The organism is Phenylobacterium sp., assembly GCF_024508875.1.
GTDB lineage: Bacteria > Pseudomonadota > Alphaproteobacteria > Caulobacterales > Caulobacteraceae > Phenylobacterium.
Map to the genome: position 1 here is coordinate 1 of NZ_JANINU010000182.1, position 23,677 is coordinate 23,677.

28 protein-coding genes, 1 pseudogene and 1 riboswitch are annotated in these 23,677 nt (G+C 69.9%); of the genes and pseudogenes, 11 read left to right on the forward strand and 18 right to left on the reverse strand.

What is annotated here, in order from left to right:
• From Q0L11_RS14135 to Q0L11_RS14170, 8 genes are all read right to left on the reverse strand, one after another.
• On the reverse strand, window positions 1-314 hold a 314-nt coding region (locus tag Q0L11_RS14135; protein WP_296598067.1), incomplete at its 3' end, for an ATP-binding cassette domain-containing protein.
• Window positions 315-469: 155 nt separating this feature from the next.
• On the reverse strand, window positions 470-2,455 hold the full coding sequence (locus Q0L11_RS14140; protein ID WP_296598069.1) for an OPT family oligopeptide transporter: 1,986 nt from the start codon (window positions 2,453-2,455) through the stop codon (window positions 470-472).
• Window positions 2,456-2,524: 69 nt separating this feature from the next.
• Window positions 2,525-3,115, reverse strand: a complete 591-nt coding sequence (locus tag Q0L11_RS14145) for a DUF4893 domain-containing protein (RefSeq protein WP_296598071.1) — start codon at window positions 3,113-3,115, stop codon at window positions 2,525-2,527.
• Window positions 3,116-3,140: 25 nt separating this feature from the next.
• A complete protein-coding gene (locus Q0L11_RS14150; RefSeq protein WP_296598072.1) occupies window positions 3,141-3,473 on the reverse strand; it encodes a hypothetical protein in 333 nt (110 codons plus the stop codon).
• Window positions 3,474-3,552: 79 nt separating this feature from the next.
• On the reverse strand, window positions 3,553-4,020 hold the full coding sequence (locus Q0L11_RS14155; protein WP_296598073.1) for a DUF1203 domain-containing protein: 468 nt from the start codon (window positions 4,018-4,020) through the stop codon (window positions 3,553-3,555).
• Between the two features lie 92 nt (window positions 4,021-4,112).
• Window positions 4,113-5,399 (reverse strand): glycosyltransferase, encoded by a 1,287-nt coding sequence (locus Q0L11_RS14160; protein ID WP_296598075.1) that lies wholly within the window; start codon window positions 5,397-5,399, stop codon window positions 4,113-4,115.
• Complete coding sequence (locus Q0L11_RS14165) at window positions 5,396-6,031, reverse strand: TetR/AcrR family transcriptional regulator (protein ID WP_296598076.1); 636 nt, start codon at window positions 6,029-6,031, stop codon at window positions 5,396-5,398. The genes Q0L11_RS14160 and Q0L11_RS14165 overlap by 4 nt, the downstream gene beginning before the upstream one ends.
• Before the next feature lie 75 nt (window positions 6,032-6,106).
• Window positions 6,107-6,799 carry a 2OG-Fe(II) oxygenase gene (locus tag Q0L11_RS14170; RefSeq protein WP_296598077.1) on the reverse strand — a complete coding sequence of 231 codons (693 nt, stop codon included), beginning with the start codon at window positions 6,797-6,799 and terminating at the stop codon, window positions 6,107-6,109.
• A gap of 215 nt (window positions 6,800-7,014) precedes the next feature.
• Here Q0L11_RS14170 and Q0L11_RS14175 point away from each other — a divergent pair, with 215 nt between their 5' ends.
• Window positions 7,015-8,637 carry an ABC-F family ATP-binding cassette domain-containing protein gene (locus Q0L11_RS14175; protein WP_296598079.1) on the forward strand — a complete coding sequence of 541 codons (1,623 nt, stop codon included), beginning with the start codon at window positions 7,015-7,017 and terminating at the stop codon, window positions 8,635-8,637.
• Here the strand turns inward: Q0L11_RS14175 and Q0L11_RS24685 are convergent.
• The 3 genes and pseudogenes from Q0L11_RS24685 to Q0L11_RS14190 form a co-directional block, all read right to left on the reverse strand.
• Window positions 8,597-8,895: pseudogene (locus tag Q0L11_RS24685) on the reverse strand (DUF1330 domain-containing protein). The gene Q0L11_RS14175 and the pseudogene Q0L11_RS24685 overlap by 41 nt on opposite strands.
• Window positions 8,892-9,320, reverse strand: a complete 429-nt coding sequence (locus Q0L11_RS14185) for a PaaI family thioesterase (RefSeq protein WP_296598081.1) — start codon at window positions 9,318-9,320, stop codon at window positions 8,892-8,894. Before Q0L11_RS14185 ends, Q0L11_RS24685 begins: the two are co-directional and overlap by 4 nt.
• A gap of 4 nt (window positions 9,321-9,324) precedes the next feature.
• The gene (locus Q0L11_RS14190; protein WP_296598082.1) at window positions 9,325-9,834 is read right to left on the reverse strand and encodes a 6,7-dimethyl-8-ribityllumazine synthase; all 510 of its coding nucleotides are present in this window, start codon (window positions 9,832-9,834) and stop codon (window positions 9,325-9,327) included.
• Between the two features lie 84 nt (window positions 9,835-9,918).
• Window positions 9,919-10,088: riboswitch (FMN riboswitch) on the reverse strand.
• A 155-nt stretch (window positions 10,089-10,243) separates the two neighbouring features.
• Between Q0L11_RS14190 and Q0L11_RS14195 the strand changes: the two genes are divergently transcribed.
• The gene (locus tag Q0L11_RS14195) at window positions 10,244-10,621 is read left to right on the forward strand and encodes a VOC family protein (protein ID WP_296598083.1); all 378 of its coding nucleotides are present in this window, start codon (window positions 10,244-10,246) and stop codon (window positions 10,619-10,621) included.
• Window positions 10,622-10,624: 3 nt separating this feature from the next.
• Here the strand turns inward: Q0L11_RS14195 and Q0L11_RS14200 are convergent, their stop codons facing one another.
• Window positions 10,625-11,005, reverse strand: a complete 381-nt coding sequence (locus Q0L11_RS14200; RefSeq protein ID WP_296598085.1) for a group 1 truncated hemoglobin — start codon at window positions 11,003-11,005, stop codon at window positions 10,625-10,627.
• Window positions 11,006-11,108: 103 nt separating this feature from the next.
• Between Q0L11_RS14200 and Q0L11_RS14205 the strand changes: the two genes are divergently transcribed.
• Window positions 11,109-11,540, forward strand: a complete 432-nt coding sequence (locus tag Q0L11_RS14205; protein WP_296598087.1) for an Rrf2 family transcriptional regulator — start codon at window positions 11,109-11,111, stop codon at window positions 11,538-11,540.
• Here Q0L11_RS14205 and Q0L11_RS14210 read toward each other — a convergent pair.
• The 3 genes from Q0L11_RS14210 to Q0L11_RS14220 are packed head-to-tail and all read right to left on the reverse strand — an operon-like array spanning window position 11,537 to window position 13,400.
• Window positions 11,537-11,980: a flagellar basal body protein gene (locus Q0L11_RS14210; RefSeq protein WP_296598089.1), complete on the reverse strand. Its 444-nt coding sequence runs from the start codon at window positions 11,978-11,980 to the stop codon at window positions 11,537-11,539. The two genes, Q0L11_RS14205 and Q0L11_RS14210, sit on opposite strands and share 4 nt — an antisense overlap.
• Complete coding sequence (locus tag Q0L11_RS14215) at window positions 11,980-12,291, reverse strand: rod-binding protein (RefSeq protein WP_367183431.1); 312 nt, start codon at window positions 12,289-12,291, stop codon at window positions 11,980-11,982. The genes Q0L11_RS14210 and Q0L11_RS14215 overlap by 1 nt, the downstream gene beginning before the upstream one ends.
• Window positions 12,291-13,400 (reverse strand): flagellar basal body P-ring protein FlgI, encoded by a 1,110-nt coding sequence (locus Q0L11_RS14220; RefSeq protein WP_296598091.1) that lies wholly within the window; start codon window positions 13,398-13,400, stop codon window positions 12,291-12,293. Before Q0L11_RS14220 ends, Q0L11_RS14215 begins: the two co-directional genes overlap by 1 nt.
• 192 nt (window positions 13,401-13,592) lie before the next feature.
• Here Q0L11_RS14220 and Q0L11_RS14225 point away from each other — a divergent pair, with 192 nt between their 5' ends.
• From Q0L11_RS14225 to Q0L11_RS14240, 4 genes are all read left to right on the forward strand, one after another.
• On the forward strand, window positions 13,593-14,027 hold the full coding sequence (locus tag Q0L11_RS14225) for a flagellar assembly protein FliX (protein WP_296598093.1): 435 nt from the start codon (window positions 13,593-13,595) through the stop codon (window positions 14,025-14,027).
• A 93-nt stretch (window positions 14,028-14,120) separates the two neighbouring features.
• Window positions 14,121-14,549 (forward strand): RNA polymerase-binding protein DksA, encoded by a 429-nt coding sequence (gene dksA, locus Q0L11_RS14230; protein WP_296598094.1) that lies wholly within the window; start codon window positions 14,121-14,123, stop codon window positions 14,547-14,549.
• A gap of 213 nt (window positions 14,550-14,762) precedes the next feature.
• Window positions 14,763-15,077 (forward strand): VOC family protein, encoded by a 315-nt coding sequence (locus tag Q0L11_RS14235; protein ID WP_296598095.1) that lies wholly within the window; start codon window positions 14,763-14,765, stop codon window positions 15,075-15,077.
• Between the two features lie 70 nt (window positions 15,078-15,147).
• Window positions 15,148-17,193 (forward strand): NAD(+) synthase, encoded by a 2,046-nt coding sequence (locus Q0L11_RS14240; RefSeq protein WP_296598096.1) that lies wholly within the window; start codon window positions 15,148-15,150, stop codon window positions 17,191-17,193.
• 24 nt (window positions 17,194-17,217) lie between these two features.
• On the opposite strand, the gene Q0L11_RS14245 is transcribed toward Q0L11_RS14240, so the two are convergent.
• Both Q0L11_RS14245 and Q0L11_RS14250 read right to left on the reverse strand, forming a co-directional pair.
• Entirely contained in the window at window positions 17,218-18,009 is a 792-nt protein-coding gene (locus Q0L11_RS14245) for an RNA methyltransferase (protein WP_296598097.1), read from the reverse strand.
• Window positions 18,006-18,917, reverse strand: a complete 912-nt coding sequence (locus tag Q0L11_RS14250) for a class I SAM-dependent methyltransferase (RefSeq protein ID WP_296598098.1) — start codon at window positions 18,915-18,917, stop codon at window positions 18,006-18,008. Before Q0L11_RS14250 ends, Q0L11_RS14245 begins: the two co-directional genes overlap by 4 nt.
• 106 nt (window positions 18,918-19,023) lie before the next feature.
• Between Q0L11_RS14250 and Q0L11_RS14255 the strand changes: the two genes are divergently transcribed.
• Both Q0L11_RS14255 and Q0L11_RS14260 read left to right on the forward strand, forming a co-directional pair.
• Complete coding sequence (locus tag Q0L11_RS14255; protein WP_296598100.1) at window positions 19,024-19,659, forward strand: TetR/AcrR family transcriptional regulator; 636 nt, start codon at window positions 19,024-19,026, stop codon at window positions 19,657-19,659.
• A 47-nt stretch (window positions 19,660-19,706) separates the two neighbouring features.
• A complete protein-coding gene (locus tag Q0L11_RS14260) occupies window positions 19,707-20,090 on the forward strand; it encodes a hypothetical protein (protein WP_296598101.1) in 384 nt (127 codons plus the stop codon).
• Between the two features lie 4 nt (window positions 20,091-20,094).
• Here Q0L11_RS14260 and Q0L11_RS14265 read toward each other — a convergent pair whose 3' ends face one another.
• Complete coding sequence (locus tag Q0L11_RS14265; RefSeq protein ID WP_296598102.1) at window positions 20,095-22,191, reverse strand: lytic transglycosylase domain-containing protein; 2,097 nt, start codon at window positions 22,189-22,191, stop codon at window positions 20,095-20,097.
• A gap of 138 nt (window positions 22,192-22,329) precedes the next feature.
• Here Q0L11_RS14265 and dapA point away from each other — a divergent pair, with 138 nt between their 5' ends.
• Together dapA and smpB are read left to right on the forward strand one after the other, a co-directional pair.
• The gene (dapA, locus tag Q0L11_RS14270) at window positions 22,330-23,214 is read left to right on the forward strand and encodes a 4-hydroxy-tetrahydrodipicolinate synthase (RefSeq protein ID WP_296598103.1); all 885 of its coding nucleotides are present in this window, start codon (window positions 22,330-22,332) and stop codon (window positions 23,212-23,214) included.
• Window positions 23,214-23,675: an SsrA-binding protein SmpB gene (gene smpB, locus Q0L11_RS14275; protein ID WP_296598104.1), complete on the forward strand. Its 462-nt coding sequence runs from the start codon at window positions 23,214-23,216 to the stop codon at window positions 23,673-23,675. The genes dapA and smpB overlap by 1 nt, the downstream gene beginning before the upstream one ends.
• The last annotated feature ends 2 nt before the right edge of the window (window positions 23,676-23,677 follow it).

Sequence of the window (23,677 nt, forward strand, 5' to 3'; positions counted from 1 at the left end):
ACCGTGCCGACGGTCGAGCGCGGGTTGCGGCTGGTGGTCTTCTGCTCGATGGAGATGGCCGGCGACAGGCCCTCGATCAGATCGACGTCCGGCTTGCTCATCAGCTCCAGGAACTGGCGCGCATAGGCCGAAAGGCTCTCGACGTAGCGGCGCTGGCCCTCGGCGTAGATGGTGTCGAAGGCGAGCGAGCTCTTGCCCGACCCCGACAGCCCGGTGATCACGACGAGTTCGCCGCGCGGGATGTCGACGCTCACGTCCTTGAGATTGTGCTCGCGCGCGCCACGCACGCGGATGAGATTATGCTGGTCGGCCATGCTGTCCCGGAAACACGGAGAGCCCGCGAAAGGCTCCTTTCGCGAGGCCGCCTAATGTAGGTGACGGGACTCACCGATAACACAGGAACGGATCGCGAACAAAGCCGCTGCGGCAACCCGTCCGCTGCGGATGCTGACAGGACGTTGTCAGCAGGTCAGGTCCGGCGGCGGCCCGCCCAGGCGTAGAGCCCCGCCATGACGCCGCCATACGCCAGCAGCGCCAGGATCGGCGCGGGCGGGAAACCTTCGGGCACGAGCGCCAGCGGCGATCCGGAATTGGTCGCCACGATAAGGCCCGAGAGCGCGACGTTGAACAGGCTTTCGCCCACGATCAGCCCGGAGACCACCAGAACGCCCAGGCGTCGGGCGGCTTCGCCGTCGGGCCGCCGCTCGACCCGCTTGTCGTAGAGCCAGCCCGCGACGGCGCCGACGATGACGGGCAGCGTCACCGAGGCGGGCAGGTAGATGGCCATGCCCACGCCCAGCGGCGGGAGGCTGTAGCGCTTCGTCCGCCGAAGCGCCTCGTCCGCCAGGATCAGACCGACGCCGACCAGGACGCCCACGCCGATCAGGCCCCAGTCGAGCTGGCCGCCGATCACGCCCTTGGCGATGGTCGAGATCAGGGTTGCCTGCGGCGCGGGCAGGGGATCGTCGGCGATGGCGTGCAGGTTGGCCGCCCCGGCGAAGCCGTTCGAGCGGTTCAGCAGGTCCAGGATCGGCGGAATCATCGCCGACCCCGCGATCACGCCGACCACCAGCGCCGCCTGCTGCCGCCATGGCGTCGCGTCCACGAGCTGGCCGGTCTTGAGGTCCTGGAGGTTGTCGTTGGCGGCGACGGCCACGGCGAGCAGGGTGCCGGTGACCAGCAGGGCGAACGCCACCAGCGGCATGGGATCGCCCAGCGCTGCGCCGGCGCCGATGCCCCCGACGATCAGCGAGGCGCCCAGCACCGCCAGGATCGCCAGGCCCGACACCGGGCTGTTCGACGAGCCGATCAGGCCCGCCATGTAGCCGCAGACGCCAGCGACGGCGAAGCCGATCACCGCGATGTAGGCGAGGCTGGCGAACGTCAGCGGGATCGCCAGGCTGGCGAGCGGCCCGGAATGCAGGAAGTTGAAAATCAGGACGCCCATGGGGACCAGGCACACGGCGGAGACGGCCGCCACGATCCCGATCGGGATGTCCTGTTCGGTGCGGTCGAGGGCCGCGCCGTCGCCCGCGGCCCGCGTCGATTGCGCCGCGAGCGCGCCGGCGAGGCCCTTCCAAACCGGCGCCGCCAGCTTGGCCAAGGTCCACATCGCCGAGATCGCGATGGCGCCCGCGCCGATGAAGCGCACCTTGCCGCTCCAGATCGCGCCGGCCGCATCGGCGGCCGAGGCCGCGGCGTCCGGATAGAGGTTGGTGAGCACCGGCACGGCGACGCCCCAGGCGATCACCAGGCCGGTCAGCATCGCCATGCCCACCGCCACGCCCATCAGGTGGCCCGCTCCGAACAGCGCCAGCGACATCGAGGCGGCGATCCCGGTCGCGCCCGCCCCGGCGCGGAAATAGCCTGCCACCTCGCCGGCGAACGCCCGCGTGCCGACGGCCAGGGCGAAGAGCGCCGAGCTGGCGCTGCCCAGGAGGATCGCGACGAGGCCGCGCTTGCCGTCCGCCTCGGCCTCCGGCGAGTCGTCGCGCGCACCCGACCCCACCTTCAGCACCTCGGCGGCGGCCACGCCTTCGGGGTAGGGCAGCGGCGAGTTGGTGACCAGCGCCCGCCGCAGGGGCACCGTGTACATCACCCCCAGCACCCCGCCGATTGCGCAGATGCCGAAGGTCGTCCAAAAGGGGAACCCGGTCCAGGCGCCGACGATCACCAGGCCGGGCAGCACGAAGATCACCGAGGCCATTGCGCCCGCCGCCGAAGCCACGGTCTGGACGATGTTGTTCTCCCAGATCGTCGCGTCCTTGAAGGCGCGCAACAGCGCCATCGAGATGATCGCGGCGGGGATTGAGGTGGCGACCGTCAGGCCCACCTTCAGGCCCAGGTAGACGTTGGCCGCCGTGAAGACGAGACAGATAAGAATCCCGAGGATCACGCCCCGGACCGTCAGCTCCACCCGCTTGGCCGACGCCGCTACCGATTCTGTCACGCGCATTCCCCTGCTGGTCGCGGGCGCACTAGAGGCCGAACCGCCGAAGGGCTCAAGGCCACAGTCCGCGACGGCTCAGCGGGTGCGGCGAAGTTCAAGGATGTCGAGCTTGGATTCGTAGGCTGGCCAGGGGAAGGCGATCCGCCAGCGCTCGTCCCCCACGCGGCGCACCTCGCCGATCAGGTCGCGGTCGGCGTCGGCGCCGTAGCGGGGCGTGCGCGTCTCGTCGCCCAGTTCCAGGACGCCCACGAAGCGCGCGGCCCGCCGCTCGTCCGGGCAGATCAAGCCGACGGGTCGCTGCGAGCCATTGGTCTTCTTCACGATGAGGTCGCCGCCGGGCGTGAGCGTCACCTGGCACTTGAACCAGCCGTAGGCCACGTACGGCAGCATCCCCTCGCTCGCGGCGCCCAGCTTGATCGTCCGGCATTGATAGCGGCCAGGCGTCGGCTGCGGGCGGTTGAGGTCGACGCGCGGGTCTGCCACCGGCCCCAGGCGGCGAAGCTGCTCGCCGGCGCCGCCCTTGATCGCGTCCTCGCGCGCGGCCTTCCAGGCCTGGTCCAGCCGCTCCAGCCGCTCGCGATCGGCCCGCGTGGGCGTGCAGGTCATTGTCTGCGCCTGGGCGGCGCCGGCGGCGAGGCTCAGGGCGAGCGTCAGGGCTCTCAGCATGTCGGGCGGTGTCCGGCGCAGGCGCCTAGAACCTGCGCTTGAAGGCTAGCTTCGTCGGGCTGACGCGGAAACCCTGGTCGTCGAACCAGTCGTCCTTGGCCTGGATGCGGACCTCGGGGATTTCGCCCAGGTCCTGGGGTGGCGTCAGCTTGAGCGCCGGCCGCGCGGCGGACCGCGAAGCCTGGGCGGGACCGCGGCGCGCAACGCCCGCGGCGTCCAGGGTGAGCGGCAAGCGCTTCTGCCCCGTGAGCTGCGGCGCGGATGCCACGACCGTCGCCGGCCAGGCCTGGGCGGCGGCAGGCAGGGGGATCGCGATGGCCGCCGCGGCGGCGATCAGGAGCTTCAGCGAGCGGTCCAATTCTAGCTCTCCAGCGTGGAACCGCTCGCCAGAACCCCCTCGGATCAACTTGGTTTCACGATGTTACATCACCGATCCGTCAAGCCCGGTCGATGCGCGCCGCGTAGCAGCCGGCGCCGGCGTAGTGCGCGTGGAGATAGGCCACCTGCGGGTCGGCCAGCAGGCGCTCGATGGCGGCCGGCAGTTCCGCCGTGGGCGTCAGGTCGGCGTCGACCATCATGCCCACCGCATCGAATGCGCGCAGCGACAGATGCTGCCGCGCGCTGAACGCCGGCGGGATCTCATCCGGCGCGAAGCTGCGGTCCGCCACGCCCTCGCGGACGAAGATCGCGTGGCGTGAACGGAACGGCGTGTCCGCCGGCTGGTGCTCGTAGTTCATCAGCAGGACGGTCTCACCCGGCTCAGCGTCCTGCAGGGTCACACGGCAAGGCGAGCCCGGCCCGGCGACCGTGCGGCGTTCGATCCCGCGGGCCGCGAGCACGGTGTCCGGCAGGCCGAAGAGGGGCTGGAACGCGGCCGCGGAAAGGGGAGCGACGACGAAGGACATTGGGGATCTCCTGGTTGGGTCAGGAACATCCGTCGCCCGCGCGCCGGGGCCAATGTGCCGAACTCAACACATGGCCGAAAACCGCTAGTCGATCAGGCCGCGCAACAGGCTTCCCGCACGGGGACGAGCGCCTCCAACGCCTCGACGATCGGCGACTCTGCGGTCTCGCGCGCCACCGCCTCGCCCAGCGCCGCCGCGGCCTTGGCGAACGACGGCCCGCCCAGCAGCCGGCGCAGCGCCGCCTGCAGGTCGTCGGTCGTGGCGGCGGCGGGCAGCGACAGGCCCGCGCCGCGCTCGGTGACGCGCACCGCGTTGTCGTTCTGGTCGCGGCCGTGCGGCACGACCAGCAGCGGCAGGCGATGGGTGAGGGCGCGGGCGACCGTGCCGTGGCCGCCGTGGGTGACCACCAGCGCGGCCTGCGCCATGACCGCGTCGTGCGGCGCGCTGTCGACCAGCCGGCAGTTCGCCGCCGGGCGCAGCGCGGAGGCCGGGACGCTGCCGCCCAGCGTCACCAGCAGGCGCACCGGCAGCGGCGCGGCGGCGTCGATGAGCCGTTGCAGCACCTGGTCATGGTTCTGGAAGGTGGTCGAGAAGGCGGCCAGCACCAGCGGGCGCTCATCTCCGGCCTCGAACGGATCGGTCCACGGCTGCGCCCACGTCGGCTGGTCGAGCTGGGGCCCCACGTACCTGACGCCCGGGGGCAGGACGTCCGGCGCGAAGTCGAAGGCCCGGGCCGTTGCCAGCAGCGTCCCGCAGGCCGCCTCGGCCTGGTCGAGCGCGTGCGCCAGCGGGGAAAGCCCCAGTTCGGCGCGCGCCGCGTTCAGGGCCGGCAGGCCGCTGTCGAACAGGGCGACGACGCCCCCGGCGATCTCGGCGTGCAGCGCCCGCTCGGCGTCGTTGCGCGCGGGCGCCAGGCCCGGCCCGAGCGGCGGCACGCCGGGCATCGGGAACAGCGAAACGTTGGCCGCCAGGTAGCAGAACGGCTGGCCCGCGGCCTCGCAGCCCAGGGCGACGCCGAACAGCATCTCGCAGGTCACGACCAGGTCCGCCGGCTCACGCCGCAGCTCGGCCATCACGTCGCGGGCGTAATCCAGAGCCGGGCCCATCCACATCTTCGCGATCACCTGGACGAGGCCGGCTGGCCCCTCGTGCTCCCAGTCGCGGACCGGATCGGAGGCCGGGTCGCGGTCAGGACGGCTGGGCGCGCGGGTCCAGGGGACGAACTCGGCGCCGATGGCCTCGGCGCAGGCGCGGTTGCAGGCGTCGCTCATGACCCGGACGCGATGGCCGCGGGCGACCATGCGGCGGGCGACGGTAAGCATCGGCGCGACGCTACCGCCGCCCTCCCAGGTGGCGAAGAGGAACGACTTGGCGGTCATCGGGGGAGGTCCTGGTTCGGGGAGGGGGGAAGGGAGATGGCGGCGTCAACGAACTGGTCCATCAGCGCGACCAGTTCGGCCGCCGGGCGGCCCATGTCCCGGCGGACGAGCTGCCAGACGTAGAGGTCGGTAGCGACGACGAGGGCGTCGAGGCGGCGTCGGGCGTGCTCGCGCTCCAGGCCGTCCAGCCAGGGCGCGAAGGCCTCGGCGGCCCACTGGCGATGCTCGCGGCGGCCGATGTCGGTGACGCGCCGCAGGGCGGGATAGCGCGCCTCCTGCGCAACCATCCGCAGCACGAGGTCGCCGTTGGCTTCGTAGTCGTCGACAACGGCGCGCACGGCGCGGCGGGGATCGCCGGGCGCGATCCGGCGCATGGCCAGGATCTCGGTGGCGATCACGTCCACCACCGCCTCGAGCAGGCCGTCCTTGCCGCCGAAGCGGCGGATCACGGTCTGGACGGTGACGCCGGCGTCCTGGGCCACGTCCTCCAGTCGGATCTCGTCGAACCACTGGCGTTCGAGGCGCTCGCGGAACCCTTCGACGATGCGCTGCGCGTTGGCCTCGGCCGCTGCGGCGCGGGCCGTCTGGCGATATGTGCGCTTGGGGTCCGGAAGCTCGGCCTTGGATTTCATGTTGGCTCAACTAACACAAATAACGACGCTCGCAATCGTTTTGTGTGAGTCTAACTAAAATGAAATGCTCGCCGCTCAGGCCGCGTCGTGGAAGATGATCCCCAGCGTGTGCCGGCGGCCGCTGCGCAGGCGGCTGACGCCATGGCGCAGGTTGACCCGGTAGATCCCGCGACCGCCCTGTACCGGCCGGTGGTGGACCGGGAACAGGACCGCGTCGCCCTGGCGCAGCGGCACGACTTCGGCGCGCGACTGCATGCGGGGGCGCTGCTCCGTCAGCACGAATTCGCCGCCCTCGAAGTCGTGGCCAGGCTCGTTCAGCAGGATCGCCGCCTGCAGCGGGAAGACGTGCTCGCCGTAGAGGTCCTGGTGCAGGCAGTTGTAGTCGCCGGGGCCGTAGCGCAGCAGCAGCGGCGTGGGCCGTGTCTGGCCCGCCGCATGGCAACGCGCGAGGTACTCGAGGTGGCTCGCCGGATAGCGCGTCGGCTCCCCAAGCGCCGTGTTCCAGCGGTTGGCGATCTGCGCCAGCGGCGGATAGAGCGCGGTCCGCAGCTCGGCGACGGCATCGGGCAGCGGATAGGCGAAGTAGCGGTACTCGCCCCGGCCGAACCCATGCCGCGCCATCACCACGGTCGAACGGAAGCCCTCGCCGTCGTAACGGGCCGCCATCACCTCGCACTCCACCGGCGAGAGCAGGCCCTGCAGCAGGGCGCAGCCCTGGGCGTTCAGGTCGCGCTCGGCGGCGGTCCAGTCGATGTCTTGCAGGGTCATGGGCGGGAGATGGCCGCGGGCCGGCGCGGCGCCAACCCGCCGCGCAGATGGCATGTCCGGATCCCGCCAGGTCGCTCCCTATCAAGCGAAAGGACAGGCGCTTCCCCTTTGGGCCCCGGCCCCTTAGATAGGAGCCTCACTTCGAAGGAGCAGGCCGATGCGGCTCGCGCTGGACAACCCGATCACCCGTCGCGTCCACGCCTCCGAGCCCGCCCATGCCCTCCTTCGTCACGCTCGACAGCCTCAGCTATTCCACGCCTGAGGGCCGTAACCTCCTCGACAACCTGACGCTCGCCTTCGGGGCCGAGCGCACCGGCCTGGTGGGCCGCAACGGCGTGGGCAAGTCTACGCTGGTGCGGCTGATCCTTGGCGAGCTTGCGCCGATCTCCGGGTCGGTCAGCGTGCGCGGCCGCGTGGCCGTGCTACGCCAGGCGCTGATCCCGGTGGCGGGGGCCAGCGTCGCCGACCTGCTGGGCGTGGCTGAGGGCCTGGCCCGCCTGAGCCGCATCGCGGCGGGCGAGGGCAGCGAGGACGACCTCGCCGAAGCCGACTGGTTGCTGGAGAGCCGCCTCGACTCAGCCCTCGCCGACGTGGGCCTGGCGGGCCTCGACCTGGACCGGCCGGCGGCGACGCTGAGCGGCGGGCAGGTGACGCGCGCGACCCTGGCTGGGCTGCTGGCCGCCGAGCCCGACCTGCTGATCCTGGACGAGCCCACCAACAACCTCGACGCCGAAGCGCGCGAGCTGGTCGCCGAGGTGCTGGGCCGGTGGAAGGGCGGGGCGATCGTCGTCAGCCATGACCGGGCCCTGCTGCGTCGTATGGACCGGATCGTCGAGCTGACCGGCCTGGGCGCGCAGATCTACGGCGGCGGCTACGACCTCTACGCCCAGCGCAAGGCCGAGGCCGAGGCCGCCGCCGCGCGGGGGCTTGCCGACGCCCAGAAGGAGGCGGCCCGCGTCGCTCGCGAGGTCCAGGTCGCGGCCGAGCGCAAGGCGCGCCGGGACGCGGCGGGGAAACGGTCGCGGGCGCGGGGCGACCAGCCCAAGATCATGCTGGATTTCCGGGCCGAGCGCGCCGAGGCCAGCGGCGGGCGCGAGCGGGCCGTCGGCGATCGCCTGAAGGCCGAGGCGGCCGAGACGTTGGCCGCCGCCGACGCCGCCGTGGAACGCGTGCGCCGCCTGGCGTTCGAGCTGCCGCCGTCGGGCCTCGCAGTCGGCAAGACCGTGCTGGCGTTCGAGAATGTGGGGTTCGGCTATCCGGGCCGGCCGCCGCTGTTCGGCGGTCAGAGCTTCCGGATCACGGGACCGGAGCGCGTGGCGGTCTCAGGACCGAACGGGTCTGGCAAGACCACGCTGATCCGGCTGGCCGCAGGCGAACTAGAGCCGACGGCCGGGCGCATCGTGCGCGGCGTCAGGGCGGCCTTCCTCGACCAGCAGACGGCGCTGCTGGGCGACGACGATAATCTGGTCGCCGCCTTCCGCCGCCTGAACCCGGCCTCGAGCGAGAACGCGGCCCGCGCCGCCCTGGCCCGCTTCCTGTTCCGCAACACCGCCGCCGAGAAGCCGGTGCGCGCGCTCAGCGGCGGGGAGCGGCTGCGCGCGGCGCTGGCCTGCGTGCTGCTGGGCGATACGCCGCCCCAGCTCCTGATCCTGGACGAGCCGACCAATCACCTGGACCTCGACTCCATCGGCGCCGTCGAAGCCGCCTTGGCCGGCTACGACGGCGCCTTGCTGATGGTCAGCCACGACCGCGACTTCCTCGAGGCCGTGGGGATCGGGCGGGAATTGTTCCTCCCCCTCACGGAAGGGTTGGAACGCCCTCGGCCAGCACCGCGATGACGTCCGCGCCGGCATCGCGATCTTCTGCGATCCTCAGGTACTCGGGCGAGTCCGCCCAGGTTCGCGCGGCCCGGGTGTCGTCGAAGGCCAGGATGACCAGCTTGCGACCATCCCAGTCCCCCTCCATCGGCTCGGGGTCTCCTGCGAGACCAGCAGCCGCCCGCCGTACCGCTTAAGCACCGGCATGAACGCCGCCGCATAGCGTCCGTAGGGCTCGCGGTCGTGAATGGCGACGCGGGCCACGACATAGGCCGTCATGCCGCCACCTGCTTCCTCACCACGCGGAACACCGCGTTGGCCCGGGCGCACGGCTGGCCGTCGGCGGTGACGAAGGCCTGGGTGAAGCAGAGCGTGCCGCCAGGCTTCACGAACACCGTGTCCCACTCCAGCCATTGGCCCTGCAGGGCCGAGCCGAGGAAATCTACGGTGAGGTTCACCGTGACCAGGCTGGAGAGGTCGCCCAGCTTGCGCGCGCAGGTGAGGCCCATGGCGTTGTCGGCCAAGGCGGAGATCAGCCCGCCGTGAACGAAGCCGCGACTGTTGCAGTGGGCCGCCGCGGCCCGCAGGCCGAGGATGACCGTTTCGCCCGAGACGCGCCGCCATAGCGGCTCCCATGGGTCGGAGAGGGGGCTCTTGCGGTCATGCCGCGCGAACCCCTCGGGAACGTCGAGGATCCTGTCCACGACGTCACGCGGCCGCCAGGCGAGCGAGGCTTTCCAGCGTGCCCTGGACGGCGCGCGCGGCCTCGGCGCCCTTCAGCTTGAAGTGGTCGTGGAAGAAGGCGTTGTGGACCTCCGTCTCCTGGTAGTTGTGCGGGGTCAGGACGACCGAAAAGACGGGGGTCTCGGTGTCGAGCTGCACGCGCATCAGCGCCTGGACCACGGTGGTGGCGACGAAATCGTGACGATAGATGCCGCCGTCCACCACGAACGCCGCGCCGACGATGGCGGCGTAGCGGCCGGTGCGGGCCAGGGTCTGGGCGTGCAGCGGGATCTCGAAGGCCCCGGGCGTCTCGAAGCGCTCGACGGTCTCGGGCGGGAAGCCCAGGCGTTCGAACTCCTCGACGAAGCCGACGTGCGACTGACGCACGATGTCGGCGTGCCAGAGCGCGTGGACAAAGGCGATGCGGCCGGCGCGGAAGGCGCCGTTGGCGGTGGGGAACTCCAGCGTGGGCTTGGAGGCGGCGGCTTGGGTCATGGTTCGTCTCCCTGACGGGTTCGAAGGACCACGACTCAGGGGCAGGCCGGACACACGGGTGGCGCAATCCGCCCCTCGCGGTTCGACCGTTCTCATAACCGGACTATGACCGTCGGCCCCGGGATCGCACCGGGTCTGCTCGTCCCTGGCTCCCCGTATGGCGGAGAGACAGGCGCCCGCGGGCTCGTCCCGTCCTCTTGCGAGGAGAGGGCATTACCGCCGGTGGGGAGTTTCACCCCGCCCTGAGAACGTAGACCGCCGGAACATCCGACGGCGCGCCGAAGATAGGCGCCTTCCGCAGGGTGAAACAAGTGTTTGAAAGGGAGCGCCATGCCAGTCGCCCGCAACTGGCCCTGGCGGCAGGCGGGGCGACGTCTCAACTAAGGTGGACGCTCAGGGGAGTTTCCGCATGTTCGACCATCTGTCCCTCGGCGTCCGCGACCTGGACGCCGCACGCCGCTTCTACGACGCGTTCTTCGCGCCGCTGGGCGCCGCCGTCAGCTCGGCCACGCCGAAGGAACTGGCCTACGGCCCCGGCGGGCAGGGCGGACTGTTCTACCTCTACCCCGTGACAGGCGAGCAGGTCGCCGGCCTGGGCGCGCACCTGGCCTTCACCGCCGACAGCCGCACGGCGGTGGACGAAGCCTGGCGCCAGGCGGTGGCCCACGGCGCGACGACCATCCGGCCGGCCGGCCAGCATCCCGACATCGCGCCCACCTACTACGGGTGCGTGATCCTGGACCCGGACGGCAACAAGCTGGAGATCGTCGCCGGCACGATGCACTAGGGGCTAAGCCGCGATCTTCTCTCGGCCCAGTACGTCGTCGCGGACCGACTCGGCGATCTGGGCCACCTCGGCGATCGCCGCCGAGCCGACGCCCATCTCCCGCAGCGTGTAGGCGAGGTTCTCGACCACGGCGTCGAAGTGGCTGTCGTTCAGGCCGCGTTCGACCAGGTGCGCGTGGCCGCGCCGCATGTCGGCTCCCGTGTAGGTGTTTGGGCCGCCGAAGGCCATCACTAGAAAGGCGCGCTGCTTGCCGGCCTGGCTTTGCATGTCCACGCCCTCGAAAAAGTGGGCGATGCGGGGGTCGGCCAGGACGTTCTTGTAGAAGATGTCCACCGCGGCCTTCACGGCCGGCGCGCCGCCGATGCGTTCGTAGAGCGAGGTCATTTGGGATCCCCCTTTTAAAGTGGTATTGATGATGCCTGTTTGATAAGTGGCGCTCGATATACCACTTTAAAAGCCGCCACAAGCCCCACTCGCGCGAGTTCGAATGCGTCTCAGCCTCCACACCGACTACGCCCTGCGGGCGCTGATCTACCTGGCGAGCATGCGCGAGGACGCGACGACGGCCGCCGCCATCGCCTCGGGCTACGGCATATCGAAGAACCACCTGGTCAAGGTGCTGCAGCGCCTTCGCGACCTGGGGTACGTGGAGACCGTCCGGGGCCGGGGCGGGGGTGTCCGGCTGACCGCCGATCCGGAGCAGATCCGCCTGGGCGAGGTGGTGCGCAAGACCGAGGTGTTCGACGAGGTGGTCGAGTGCTTCAACCCCGAGCGCAATACCTGTCCGATCGTGTCGGTGTGCCGCCTGCCGCGCGGGCTCGGCGAGGCGGTGGAGGCGTTTCTGGCGGTCCTCGACCGCTACACCCTGGCCGACGTGGCGTCGAACAAGGACGCCCTGAACCGGATCCTCGGCCGTTAGGCGCGCTTGTTCAGCGTGATGGCGGTGGCGGAAGCCCCGCCGTACTGGGCGCCGTTGGCGCCGTAGACGCTCGCCTGGGAGCGCTGGCTGGCGACCTCTTCGGCGATGCACTTCACCAGGCCCTCGGTCACCGTGCGGGCGGCCTCGATCGCGCGGCCCTGGCGGGCGAGCACGGCGTCGAAGGCCTCGGTGGCGCGCACCAGGCGTGTGCGGGCCTCGAGCGGCGCGCCCTCGACCAGTCGCTGGTCGCTCCGCACCCGCACGCTTTCGTGCCGGTAGAGGTTGGCCAGGCGAGAGGTCTCCTCCAGGATGGCCGCGGCGTCCTGCGGGCGGCCCTGTTCGAACGCCTGCGCCTGGTTGGCGACCAGTTCGGTGAGCCGCTCGGTGAGGATGACGAGTTGTTCGACGCGGTCGGTGGCGTCGCTGGCGGCGATGGCCATTACTGGAGCCCCTGCAACTTCAGGATTTCACGCTGGACGGTGTCGGCGACGCCGATGCCGCCGGACTTGGCGACCTGCTTGCCCATGGCTTCGGTCATCAGCGAGCGGAACATCGCCTCGCCCTGGCCGCCGCCGAAGGGGCCGTCGGTGTCGAGGCCTTCGAACATCTGCTGGAACATCGACGACAGGAACTGCGCCTCGAACTTCTGCGCCACGTCCTTGGCTCGGCTGCGGGCCAGGTCGGCGCCGGTCACCTGGGCGGTGGGCGAGAGAAGGGTGGGGGAGACGGAGGGAACGGTCAGGTCGGCCATCACATCACCTCGATTTCGGCTTGCAGGGCGCCCGCGGCCTTGATGGTCTGCAGGATGGAGATCATGTCGCGCGGGGTGACGCCCAGGGCGTTAAGGCCGGCGACGAGGTTGGAGAGCGAGGTCCCGGACTTCACCGTCAGGAACTGCTTGCCCTTCTCCTCTTCCACCGAGATGTCGGACTGCGGCACCACCGTGGTCTGGCCGCCGCGGGCGAAGGCGCCCGGCTGGCTCACCGCCGGCTGTTCGCGCACCGTGATGGTCAGGTTGCCTTGCTGGATCGCCACGGTGGAGACCCGGACCGCGTCGCCCATGACGATCACCCCCGCCACCTCGTCGATCACCACCTTGGCGCCGTTGTCGGGCTCGACGGTCAGGTTCTCGACCTTGGCGATGAAGCTGACCATGTCCTGGCCGGCCGGCGGGCGCACCGAGACGATGGTCGGGTTGTCCGCGACCGCCGCGCCCGGATAGGCCTCGTTGACCACGTCGGCGATGCGTCGGGCGGTGGTGAAGTCGGGGTTGCGCAGGGTCATGCGCAGTTGGCCCATGTTGGCGAGGCGGAAGCCGATCTCGCGCTCGACGCTGGCGCCGCCCGCGATGCGGCCCGCCGTCGGAACGCCCTTCAGCACCGTCGAGCCGGACGCGCCGCCGGCGCTGACCGAGCCGGTCTGCACGGTGCCTTGCGCCACCGCATAGGCCTGGCCGTCGGCGCCCAGCAGCGGCGTGACCAGCAGCGTGCCGCCCAGCAGGCTCTTCGCGTCGCCCAGGGCCGAGACCGAGGCGTCGATCTGGGCGCCCGGCGCGGCGAACGGGGGCAGCTTGGCCGTGACCATGACGGCGGCCACGTTCTTGGTGTTGAGGTTGGCGTCGCGGACGTTGACGCCCAGCCGTTCCAGCATCGCCTCCAGGCTCTGCTTCGTGAATGGCGCGTTCCGCAGGGCGTCGCCGGTGCCGTTGAGACCGACCACGATGCCGTAGCCGACGAGTTGGTTCTCGCGCACACCCTCGAACTCGACGATGTCCTTGATGCGGGACTTGGCCAGCGCCGGCGGCGCCGCGAGGGCCGCGGCGGCGAGGATCAGGGCGGAGAGGAGACGGACCGGACGCATGTCGACCTTCGGGCGGAAATGTTCGCACACGTCTTCGCGAGAAGTGTGCCACTGGAAAAGCGAAGTGAAATCAATGGCGGAAGACTCGCGGTCGGCAGTTTCGACCGGGCAGAAAACGCCGCCCGTTAACCATGCTTCAAGTTTGCCGGGCGCATGGTGCCGGCGAGTGCAAAGGGCCCGGGCGTCCATTCGATGAAAGTCACCGGAACAGGCGGTCTGTCGCAGACGTCGGGCGCCAAGCCCGCCGCGCGCTCCGGCGGCGGCGCCGGCTTCCAGGTCTCGGGAGCCTCGGCTCCTGCCGCCCCCGCGCAGGTGTCCGGCGCTTCGGGCGTCTCCAGCGTCATGGGCGTCGAAGCTCTGCTGGCGCTGCAGGACGTGGAATCGCCTACGGAGCGCAAGCGCCGGTCCGTGAAGCGGGCGGGACGCCTGCTCGACCAGCTAGACGCGCTGAAGGTCGCGCTGCTGGGCGGAGAGCTCTCGGCCGGCCAGATCGACAACCTTGCGCGCGCCGTGCGCGAACAGCGCGCCGCCACCGACGATCCCAAGCTGGAAGGCCTGCTCGACGAGATCGAAACCCGCGCCGCGGTCGAACTGGCGAAGCTCGAATCCGCATCTCGCCGTGGATAACCGCGTGCGGCCTTTCGGCGACGTTGAAACCATCGGTCGTTTTGCTATACAGCCGGCGCGTGTCTCAGGGGTTCCAGGGGGCGTGAGGTTTTCATGAAAGCAGCCACTGTTCTGGCTGAGAGTCCTGAATATCGTCCTTCCGAGGACGAGGAGTTCATGAATGAGCGCCAGCTTGAGTATTTCAAGCAGAAGCTCATGGCGTGGAAGGAAGACATCCTTCGCGAATCTCGCGAGACGCTGTCCCATCTCCAGAAGGAAACCGAGAATCATCCCGACCTTGCGGACCGGGCGTCCTCGGAGACTGATCGGGCCCTTGAGCTCCGCACTCGCGATCGTCAACGTAAGCTGATCTCCAAGATCGACGAGGCCCTGCGCCGGATCGAGGACGGCTCATACGGCTATTGCGAGGAAACGGGTGAACCGATCGGCCTGGCCCGTCTGGACGCCCGTCCGATCGCGACTCTCAGCCTTGAGGCGCAGGAGCGGCACGAGCGCCGCGAGCGCGTCCACCGCGACGACTGATCGCTTTCCGTGAGGAGCGGACCGGCGCGCGGCCTTCGTGCGCCGATTGCTCTCGCGGCGTCCTCGCGCGTTGATGGCGTGACGCCGCAGCGGGAGAGTGCGCCATGGTCAAGGTCGTCGGCATCGACCATCTGTCGATAAGGGTTCGCGACTTCGCGATCTCGAAGGCCTTCTATGGCCGATTGTTTCCGTTCATGGGCTTCGAGATCCTCGATGAATTCGAGGGACGCCATCGGCTGGACCAACGGGATAACCCGCTTCTGGATCAGCCCGTCCGAGGCGGGCCGCCATCACCATCATCGCACCGGCGACGTGGGCTTCCACCACTACGCCTTCGAACTGCAGAGCCGCGCCGAGGTGGACGAGCTGCAGGCCTTCGTCCGCGACGAGTTGAAGGCTGCCATCGTCGATCCCGCCGGCGAGTACTACGACGACTACTACGCGGTCTTCTTCCTCGATCCCGACGGCCTGAAACTCGAAGGCATGAAGTACGGCGAGCTGACGGCCAAGGCGGGGAGGGGCGCTTGAGGCTTTGCTCACGTTCTCCTGCGAAGCTATATATGCTCAAAATGAGCATTAGTCCGGACGGGAGCTGTCGGTGACGAAGGCGTTCCACTCGATCCACAGGCACGGCCTTGTCCGCGCCGCGGTGTGCACGCCGGCCGTCCTGCCGGGCGAGCCCAGCTTCAACGCCGCCGAGACGCTGCGCATGGCGCGGCAGGGCGACGTCGAAAGCTGCGACCTGATGCTGTTCCCGGAGTTGGGCCTTTCCGCCTACGCCATCGACGACCTGTTCCTGCAGGACGCGCTGCTGGCGCAGGTGGAGGACGAGATCGCCGGCTTGGCCGAGGCCAGCACGAGCCTGAAGCCGGTCCTGATCGTCGGCGCGCCCGTGTCCCGCAACGGCCGGCTCTACAACTGCGCGATCGCCATCTCGCGCGGGCGGATCCTGGGCGTCGTGCCGAAAAGTTTCCTGCCCAACTATCGGGAATATTACGAGAAACGCTGGTTCGCCCCCGGCGCGGGCGTAACCGGTCTGACCACCGCCCTCGCGGGCCAGCAGGTCCCCTTCGGGACGGACCTCGTCTTCGAGGCCGAGGACCTGGCCGACTTCGTCTTCCACCTAGAGGTCTGCGAGGACTTCTGGGCGCCGCTGCCCCCCTCGACCGCCGGCGCGATGGCCGGCGCCCTGATCCTCTGCAACCTGTCGGCCTCCAATGTCGTGGTGGGCAAGGCCGACGACCGCGAGATCCTCTGCGCCAGCCAGTCGATGCGCTGCCAGGCGGCCTACCTCTATTCCGCCGCCGGCCCGGGCGAGAGCACCACCGACCTGGCCTGGGACGGCCAGGCCTCGATCCACGAGCTGGGCCGCCGCCTCGCCCAGACCGAGCGCTTTCCCGCCGCCTCGCAGATGGCCGTCGCCGACATCGATGTGGAACGCCTGCGCCTGGAGCGGATGCGCACGCCCACCTTCAACGACGGCGCGACCGCCGCCGGCCACCCCGAGAAGTCCTTCCGCCGGGTCCGCTTCGCCCACCAGCCGCACTTCGACGACGTGGGCCTGATCCGCCCGCTGGACCGCTTCCCGTTCGTGCCTGACGATCCGGCCCGCCTCGACAAGGACTGCTACGAGGCGTTCAACATCCAGGTCCAGGGGCTGGCGAAGCGCATCCAGGCGACGAAGTCCAAGCACATCGTCATCGGCGTCTCGGGCGGTCTCGATTCCACGCATGCCCTGATCGTCGCCGCCAAGGCCTTCGACGCCGTCGGCCTGCCGCGCGAGAACATCCTGGGCTTCACCATGCCCGGCTTCGCCACCAGCGAGGGTACGAAGGCCAATGCCTGGGCGCTGATGAAGGGCCTCGGCGTCACCGGCGCCGAGATCGACATCAAGCCGACAGCGCGCCTGATGCTGGAGGAGATGGGCCACCCGTTCGCGAATGGCGAACCGGTCTACGACATCACCTTCGAGAACGTGCAGGCGGGCCTGCGCACCGACTACCTCTTCCGTCTCGCCAACCAGCGGAACGGCTTCGTCCTCGGCACCGGCGACCTGTCCGAGCTGGCGCTGGGCTGGTGCACCTACGGCGTCGGCGACCAGATGAGCCACTACAACGTCAACGGCTCGCTCGCGAAGACGCTGATCCAGCACATGATCCGCTGGGTCGTGAAGACGAAGCAGTTCGAGGAGGGGCCCTCGGCGACCCTGCTGTCGATCCTGGGCACCGAGATTTCGCCGGAGCTGGTGCCGGCGGATGCGTCGGGAGCGATCCAGAGCACCCAGGCCAAGGTCGGCCCCTACGAGCTGCAGGATTTCAACCTGTTCCACATCACCCGCTTCGGCCTGCGCCCCTCGAAGGTGGCGTTCCTGGCCTGGCATGCGTGGCACGACGTTGAGAAGGGCGCCTGGCCCGAGAACTTCCCCGAGGAAGCTCGCAATGAATACGACCTCGCCACCATCAAGACGTGGCTGCAGGTCTTCCTCTTCAGGTTCTTCGAGATCAGCCAGTTCAAGCGCTCGGCCATGCCGAACGGGCCCAAGGTCGTCTCCGGCGGCGCCCTCTCGCCCCGCGGCGACTGGCGCGCCCCCAGCGACGGCGTCGCCAAGGTGTGGCTGGAAGAGCTGGAAGCGAACGTGCCGTAATCCCTGCCTCCCGAAAGGGGAGGACTACGCGGTCGCGGCGTAGATCATGATCCCCGTCGCCACCGAGAGGTTCAGGCTGTCGGCGCGGCCGCGCATCGGGATCTTCACGTTCACGTCGCAGAGGGCGGCCATGTCGGGCGTCAGGCCCTGTTGCTCATTGCCCATCAGCACGATCGACGGCTTCGTGTAGGCGGCTTCGCTGTGGGTGACGGTGGCCGAAAGCAGGGTGCCGACCACCGAGCCGGTCCAGCCCTTCCGCCAAGCGGCGAACTCATCCTCGGTCGCCCTGGCCATCGGCACGGCGAAGATCGACCCCATGGTCGCCCGCACGGCCTCGACAGAGTAGGGATCGCAGCATTCGCCGACCAGCACCACTGCGCCGCAGCCGGCGGAATCCGCCGTGCGGATGATGGTCCCGAGGTTCCCGGGGTCGCGCACCCGGTGCAGGCCCACGACGCACTGCGCCACGCCCGGCTTCACGTCGGCCAACGCCACGAACGCCTGCGGGAAGACGCCCACCACCGCCTGCGGGTTCTCGCGTCGGGAGACCTTGGCGAGGATGTCGTGAGTGACCTCGATCACCTCGCCCCGCGCCGCCAGCGTCGCCTGGACGGCCTTCTGCATCATGGGGTGGCTGGTCGCGTCCGGGCCATGCATCAGGATCTTCGGCGCGTGACCGGTGTCGATCCCTTCGATGACGTTCTTCAGGCCCTCGGCGACGAACAGGCCGGTCTCGTCCCGCTCTTTGCGCATATGCAGCGCCCGGACGGCCTTCACCGTCGGGTTCTGCAGCGAGCTGATCGTCCGGGCGCTCATCGGGACCACCGCGCGTAGAAGCTCATGCCGATGGCGCGGTCGCCCCGCTGTTCCTCCAGCGCCAGCTCGCCCCATTCGATGCGTCCGCCGCGCCCGGCCAGCTTCTCGGCCAGCAGGCCGGCCAGCGCCGCGCCCGAGATGCGTTCGGCATAGGCGTTCAGCACCAGGAACTGAGAATTTTCCGAAAGCAGTTCGGCACATTGCGCGGCAAGTTCAGGCAGGTCCTCGAACAGGCGCCACACCTGTCCGTCGGGCCCGCGCCCGTACTTCGGCGGATCCAGGATGATCCCCTCGTATCGGGAGCCGCGCCGCACCTCGCGCGCGACGTACTTCTTGGCGTCCTCGACGATCCAGCGGATCGGCCGGTCGCTTAGGCCGGAGAGCTCGGCGTTCTCACGCGCCCAGGCGACCGCCTTCTTCGAGGCGTCGACGTGGGTCACCGCCGCGCCGGCGGCGGCCATCACCAGGCTGGCGACGCCGGTGTAGCCGAACAGGTTCAGCACGCGCGGCTGCGGGCCGGTGGCCCCGCGCAGCTTCGCGTCCAGCCAACCCCAGTTGGCGGCCTGCTCGGGAAAGAAAGCCAGGTGCCGGAACGCCGTGAACCGGCCGTGGAATTTCACCTCGCCCCAGCCTAGGGGCCAGCTCTCCACCGGCTTGCCCTTGAAGCGCCAGCGCCCAGCGTCCTCCTCGTCGGTGGCGTCGAACACCGCGTCCGCGCCATCCCACGCGCTGGCGGGGAGGCGCGGCGTCCACAGGCACTGCGGCTCGGGCCGCACCACCTTGTAGGGGCCGTACTGTTCCAGCTTCCGTCCGCCACCCGAATCCAGCAGGGCGTAGTCGGTCCAGCCGGTGGTGCGCATCACCTCCGATTGGGCGGCCACCTCGGGCGCGGTTTGCGGCGGGCTCATGGGCGCCCCTTACGCGGAGAGGGCGCCGCGCGTCCAGCCCGCCGACAAAGACTTGTCACACCACCCATTTTGGGGTCCGCTGACGCGGGGAGTTATGGGGAGACGTATGGCTACGACGGCGACGGCGACGCGGAAGACCGCGCGCAAAGCCAAGGGCGATGGGCATCTTCGGCGCGCCGAGATCCTGGAGGCCGCCGAACGCATCTTCGTGGCCGAGGGCTACGAGGGCGCGACGATCCGCAAGATCGCCGACGAGGTGGGGGTGTCCTCCACCGCGCTCTACATGCACTTTCAGGACAAGGCCTGCATCCTGCGCGAGATCGTGGACGCCACGCTCAGCCAGTTGCTCGCCCAGAACACCGAGATCGCCGCGCGTCCGCTGGATCCGGTGGTCCGCACCCGGATGATGCTGGACGCCTACATGCAGTGGGGCCTGGAGCATCCGAACGCCTATCAGCTCGTCTATTGCGCTCCGCAGGTAACGTCCACCGACGACGCTCCGGGTCGCACCTCCGACCTCAGCCATGACTGCTACGAAGCGTTCGCGGGGGTGGTCCGGGAAGTGGCCGCGGCCGGGCGCCTGCGGACCGGCGGCGCCGACTCGGCGGCCCAGTCGCTGTGGATGGCCTGCCACGGCGTGGTCGCCCTCCTGATCTCCCGCCCCACGTTCGAGTTTGCTGATTCCGACGAGCTGATGCGCATCACCCTGGATGGCATGTTGCACGGCCTGGTGATCGACTGACGCCGCAACTCGCGCCTAATCTCGACCAATTGGCCGGGGAGGGCGCGATGAAGTTTGCGAAGTGGGTGTTCACGCTGGGCGGGATCTGGGGCCTGCTGATCATCGGCCCCATGTTCTTCCTGGAAGGCGCCATCGCCGACCAGACCCAGCCGTTCACCCACCCGGACAGCTACTACGGCTTCCTGGCGTCCACCATCATGTGGCAGGTCGGCTATCTGGCGATCGGCCGCGATCCGGCACGCTTCCGCCCCTTCATGCTGATCGGCGCCGCCGGCAAGCTGATCTTCGGCGGCGCGTGCTGGCTGCTCTACGCGCAGGGGCGGATTCCGCTGAGCGTGCCGGTCGTGGCGACGCCGGACCTCATCCTGGTCGTGCTGTACGTGACGGCGTGGTTCAAGACCCGGCCGGCTGCGGCGCCGGCCGGGGCCTGACGCCTCAGGGCGTGCTCGCCACCACCGTCTGGGGCGCGTAGTTATAGCCGCCGCGCCGCAGGTCGCTGGACAGGGTGATCGGGGCCGAGCCGCCGTTCAGCTTCGCACGGTACACCTGCATGTTCTCCATCACGCGCATCACGTAGTTGCGGGTCTCCGAGAACGGGATGCACTCGATGAAGTCGAGCGGGTCGGTCGAGCTGGTGCGCGGGTCGCCGCACATGTTCACCCAGGCGGCCGGGCGGCCGGGGCCGGCGTTGTAGCCGGCGGCGGCCATGATGTACGAGCCGGAGAACTGGTTGACGATCTGCCCCAGGTAGCTCGACCCGAGCCGCATGTTGTAGTCCGGCTCGTAGAGCATGGACGCCGAGTAGCCCACGCCCATGCGCCGGGCCACGATGGACGCCGTGGACGGCAGCAACTGCATCATTCCGCGCGCATCGGCGCCCGACCGGACGGCTGGGTCGAAGCCGCTCTCCTGGCGGGTGATGCCCAGCACCAGCGCCGGCTCGGGCGCGCCGGCCACCTCCGGAGGGCTGCGGACGGGGTAGGCGCGGTCGGCCAGGATCAGCCCCCGCTGAGCCGCGCCGCGGGCGGCCTTCATCGAAGTGTCCTGGTCGCCATAGCCACGGACCGCGTCGATGAGGAGCGCGGCGTCCGTGCGGCTGGGCACGATGTCGTCGATGTGCAGGGCGAAGACGCGGAAGAGGTCCTTCTGGCCCTGGTCGGCCAGCATCCGCATGGCCTGGACCACGTCGCGGCCCTCGAAAGCGGCCCGCTCGGCGGCGGTCGGGACCGGGTCCGCCGGCAAGACCAGTTTCATGCCGAGCTTCTCGGCGGAGAGCTGGCCGTAGAAGGTGGTGACGTGCTCGGCGCCGCGCGAGAAATAGTTCTCGGCCGCCGTGCGATCGCCCTGCGCCTCGGCGGCCCGGCCCAGCCAGTAGAAGGCCCGCGCGCGGGTGATCGGCGATGAGCCGATACGCTCGATGGCGGCGAAATGGCGCGCGGCGGCTGCGGGGTCGTTCAACCGGTTGAGGGCGATCCACCCCGCGTAGAACTCGGCCTCGGTCGCGTCCGTGCCGCTGGAGAGGCCAGTGTTGGCCGCCGCGCGGTAGGCGGCGCGCCAGTCGCCGGCGCGGATCGAGGACAGCGTCAGGCGGTAGCGCTCGTCCCACACCCGGTCGGCGCCGTCGCCGGTCACGCCGTCGCTGGGCAGGGAGGAGAGGGCGCTGACGGCGGCGCCGTCCTGGCCCTTGCGGCGCAGGAAGGCCGCGCGTTCGAGCGCCACGCCGGGGCTCGCCTGCTCGTCGGGCGTCAGCGCGGCGAAGTTCGAATCGACATTGCCCCGCAGGGAAATGCGGGCGAGGGCCGCCGGCTGCTTTTCGGCCGGGAGCAGGGCGACGACATCACGCGCCGCCGGGCCTTGGGCGCCGTAGAGCAGGACGTCGGCGCGGCGCACGTGGTCGTCGGGTGTCAGCACGTCGCCGAAGCGGGTCAGCATGGTGCGCTGGACGTCGGCCTCGAACGGCTTGTCCCGCCACCAGCGGCGAATCAGGTTCGAGGCGTCCGCTTGCCGGCCCAGGCTGCGATAGGCGGAGGCGAGGGCCATGGCGCCCGGCGCGCTGGCGGGCTCCTGGCCGGCGAACCAGTCCACGATCTGCTGTGGCGACTTGCCGGACGTCTCAAGCAGCTTTTCGGCCGCCTGCTGGCGCCGCGCGCCCCGCGGAAAGCCCTCAAGGTCGCGCCGGGCGGCGTCGAGGTCGTAGAAGCTGAGGGCGTTGGAGCTCACGTCCACCATCGCCCAGGTGACGAGCTTGCGGGCGATCGGATCGCTCAGGTTCGAGATGGCGCCCTTCGCCCCCGAGACGTCGCCGCGCTTCGCGGCCGACAGGCCCTGCGCGAGCAACGACTGGTCGGCGGCGCTGAGGGGCCGCGACACCGTCTGGCGTGCGGGCGCATAGGGTTGCGGCGCGGCCGGCGACTGCGGCTGCGCGATACCCAGCAGGTCGCCGATCGGGTCGGCGGTCTGGGCGTGGGCGACGGCGGTGGCGGCAAGCGCCGCGCAGCCGACGAGAAGGGCGTTACGAACTCTGATGTCCAACTGTCTCCCCCCGACTTGGGGAATGCACGGAATCGACATTGCGGGCTAAGCCCACGGCAACATATTGTCCGCCAATTCTGAACGTCGCCTCACTAGGCGACATCTTCACGGTCTTTTGCACACCTCATCGTACCCGACATGTCCGAACCTCTCTTCCGCGGCGTCCTGCCGGCGCTCGTGACGCCTTTCCGCAATGGCGCGGTCGACGAGGACGCGTTCGTCGCCCTGGTCGAACGCCAGATCGAAGGCGGCGTCCATGGCCTGGTGCCCGTCGGCACCACCGGCGAAACCGCCACCCTCAGCCATGAGGAGCACCGGCGCGTCGTCCAACTCTGCGTCCAAACGGCGCGTGGGCGTGTCCCCGTGGTGGCGGGCGCCGGCTCCAATTCTACGGCCGAGGCCATCGAATTGGTGCAACACGCCAAGCAGGTGGGGGCCGACGCGGCCCTCGTGGTCACACCCTACTACAATCGCCCGAGCCAGGAGGGGCTCTACGCCCACTACGCCGCGATCAACGACGCGGTGCAGTTGCCGGTGCTGGTCTACAACGTGCCGGCCCGCACCAGCGTGGACATCTCCAACGCGACCCTGCAGCGCCTCTCCAAGCTGCCGAACATCGTCGGCATCAAGGACGCCACCGGCGACCTCGGCCGCGCCAGCCTCCAGCGCGTGGAGTGCGGTGAGGACTGGGTCCTGCTGTCCGGCAACGACGACCAGGGCCTAGGCTACATCGCCCAGGGCGGCCACGGCTGCATCTCGGTGACCTGCAACGTCGCCCCCGAGCTGGTGGCCCGGATGTACAACGACGCGCTGTCCGGCCAGTGGCAGGGCGCGCTCTATGGCCAGGACCGCCTGATCCGCCTGCACAAGGCGCTGTTCTCCGACGCCTCGCCGTCGCCTGCGAAGTTCGCGCTGTCCGAGCTCGGTCTCTGCACCGACGAGGTGCGCCTGCCCATCGTGCCGTGCTCCGAGCCGGCCCGCGCCGAGGTCCGGGTGGGCATGCGGGAGGCGGGCCTGATCTGATGGCCCAGGGCAAGGTGATCGCCGAGAACCGGCGCGCGCGGTTCGACTACTTCCTGGAGCAGACGTTCGAGGCGGGCATCGCACTGACCGGGTCCGAGGTGAAGAGCCTGCGGAACGGCAAGGCCAACATCGCCGAGAGCTATGCGGCGGTGGAGGGCGACGAGATCGTGCTGGTCAACGCCGACATCCCGCCCTACGCCCAGGCCGGTCCGCATTTCAACCACGAGCCGCGCCGGCACCGGAAGCTGCTGCTCAAGCGCCGCGAGATCGAGAAGCTCCTGGGCGCCGTGCAACGCGACGGCCGCACGCTGATCCCCACCAAGCTTTACTGGTCCGACAAGGGGCTGGCGAAGCTGGAGATCGCGCTCGCCAAGGGCAAGAACACCCGCGACAAGCGCGAGGCCACGGCCGAGCGCGATTGGCAGCGCGACAAGGCCCGGCTGATGCGGGAGAAGGGTTGAGA

What these genes read in the sequence shown, in the direction of transcription:
- Q0L11_RS14200 (WP_296598085.1), bottom strand. Translation starts at nt 11,005, where the DNA reads ATGACCTCGCTCTACGAACGCATCGGCGGCGCGCCGGCCGTGAAGGCC.
- Q0L11_RS14145 (WP_296598071.1), bottom strand. Translation starts at nt 3,115, where the DNA reads ATGCTGAGAGCCCTGACGCTCGCCCTGAGCCTCGCCGCCGGCGCCGCC.
- Q0L11_RS14245 (WP_296598097.1), bottom strand. Translation starts at nt 18,009, where the DNA reads ATGAGCGCCCGGACGATCAGCTCGCTGCAGAACCCGACGGTGAAGGCC.
- Q0L11_RS14190 (WP_296598082.1), bottom strand. Translation starts at nt 9,834, where the DNA reads ATGACCCAAGCCGCCGCCTCCAAGCCCACGCTGGAGTTCCCCACCGCC.
- dapA (WP_296598103.1), top strand. Translation starts at nt 22,330, where the DNA reads ATGTCCGAACCTCTCTTCCGCGGCGTCCTGCCGGCGCTCGTGACGCCT.
- Q0L11_RS14215 (WP_367183431.1), bottom strand. Translation starts at nt 12,291, where the DNA reads ATGGCCGACCTGACCGTTCCCTCCGTCTCCCCCACCCTTCTCTCGCCC.
- Q0L11_RS14160 (WP_296598075.1), bottom strand. Translation starts at nt 5,399, where the DNA reads ATGACCGCCAAGTCGTTCCTCTTCGCCACCTGGGAGGGCGGCGGTAGC.
- Q0L11_RS14170 (WP_296598077.1), bottom strand. Translation starts at nt 6,799, where the DNA reads ATGACCCTGCAAGACATCGACTGGACCGCCGCCGAGCGCGACCTGAAC.
- Q0L11_RS14175 (WP_296598079.1), top strand. Translation starts at nt 7,015, where the DNA reads ATGCCCTCCTTCGTCACGCTCGACAGCCTCAGCTATTCCACGCCTGAG.
- Q0L11_RS14220 (WP_296598091.1), bottom strand. Translation starts at nt 13,400, where the DNA reads ATGCGTCCGGTCCGTCTCCTCTCCGCCCTGATCCTCGCCGCCGCGGCC.
- Q0L11_RS14260 (WP_296598101.1), top strand. Translation starts at nt 19,707, where the DNA reads ATGAAGTTTGCGAAGTGGGTGTTCACGCTGGGCGGGATCTGGGGCCTG.
- Q0L11_RS14165 (WP_296598076.1), bottom strand. Translation starts at nt 6,031, where the DNA reads ATGAAATCCAAGGCCGAGCTTCCGGACCCCAAGCGCACATATCGCCAG.
- Q0L11_RS14225 (WP_296598093.1), top strand. Translation starts at nt 13,593, where the DNA reads ATGAAAGTCACCGGAACAGGCGGTCTGTCGCAGACGTCGGGCGCCAAG.
- Q0L11_RS14195 (WP_296598083.1), top strand. Translation starts at nt 10,244, where the DNA reads ATGTTCGACCATCTGTCCCTCGGCGTCCGCGACCTGGACGCCGCACGC.
- Q0L11_RS14255 (WP_296598100.1), top strand. Translation starts at nt 19,024, where the DNA reads ATGGCTACGACGGCGACGGCGACGCGGAAGACCGCGCGCAAAGCCAAG.
- Q0L11_RS14155 (WP_296598073.1), bottom strand. Translation starts at nt 4,020, where the DNA reads ATGTCCTTCGTCGTCGCTCCCCTTTCCGCGGCCGCGTTCCAGCCCCTC.
- Q0L11_RS14140 (WP_296598069.1), bottom strand. Translation starts at nt 2,455, where the DNA reads ATGCGCGTGACAGAATCGGTAGCGGCGTCGGCCAAGCGGGTGGAGCTG.
- Q0L11_RS14210 (WP_296598089.1), bottom strand. Translation starts at nt 11,980, where the DNA reads ATGGCCATCGCCGCCAGCGACGCCACCGACCGCGTCGAACAACTCGTC.
- dksA (WP_296598094.1), top strand. Translation starts at nt 14,121, where the DNA reads ATGAAAGCAGCCACTGTTCTGGCTGAGAGTCCTGAATATCGTCCTTCC.
- Q0L11_RS14250 (WP_296598098.1), bottom strand. Translation starts at nt 18,917, where the DNA reads ATGAGCCCGCCGCAAACCGCGCCCGAGGTGGCCGCCCAATCGGAGGTG.
- smpB (WP_296598104.1), top strand. Translation starts at nt 23,214, where the DNA reads ATGGCCCAGGGCAAGGTGATCGCCGAGAACCGGCGCGCGCGGTTCGAC.
- Q0L11_RS14205 (WP_296598087.1), top strand. Translation starts at nt 11,109, where the DNA reads ATGCGTCTCAGCCTCCACACCGACTACGCCCTGCGGGCGCTGATCTAC.
- Q0L11_RS14235 (WP_296598095.1), top strand. Translation starts at nt 14,763, where the DNA reads ATGAATTCGAGGGACGCCATCGGCTGGACCAACGGGATAACCCGCTTC.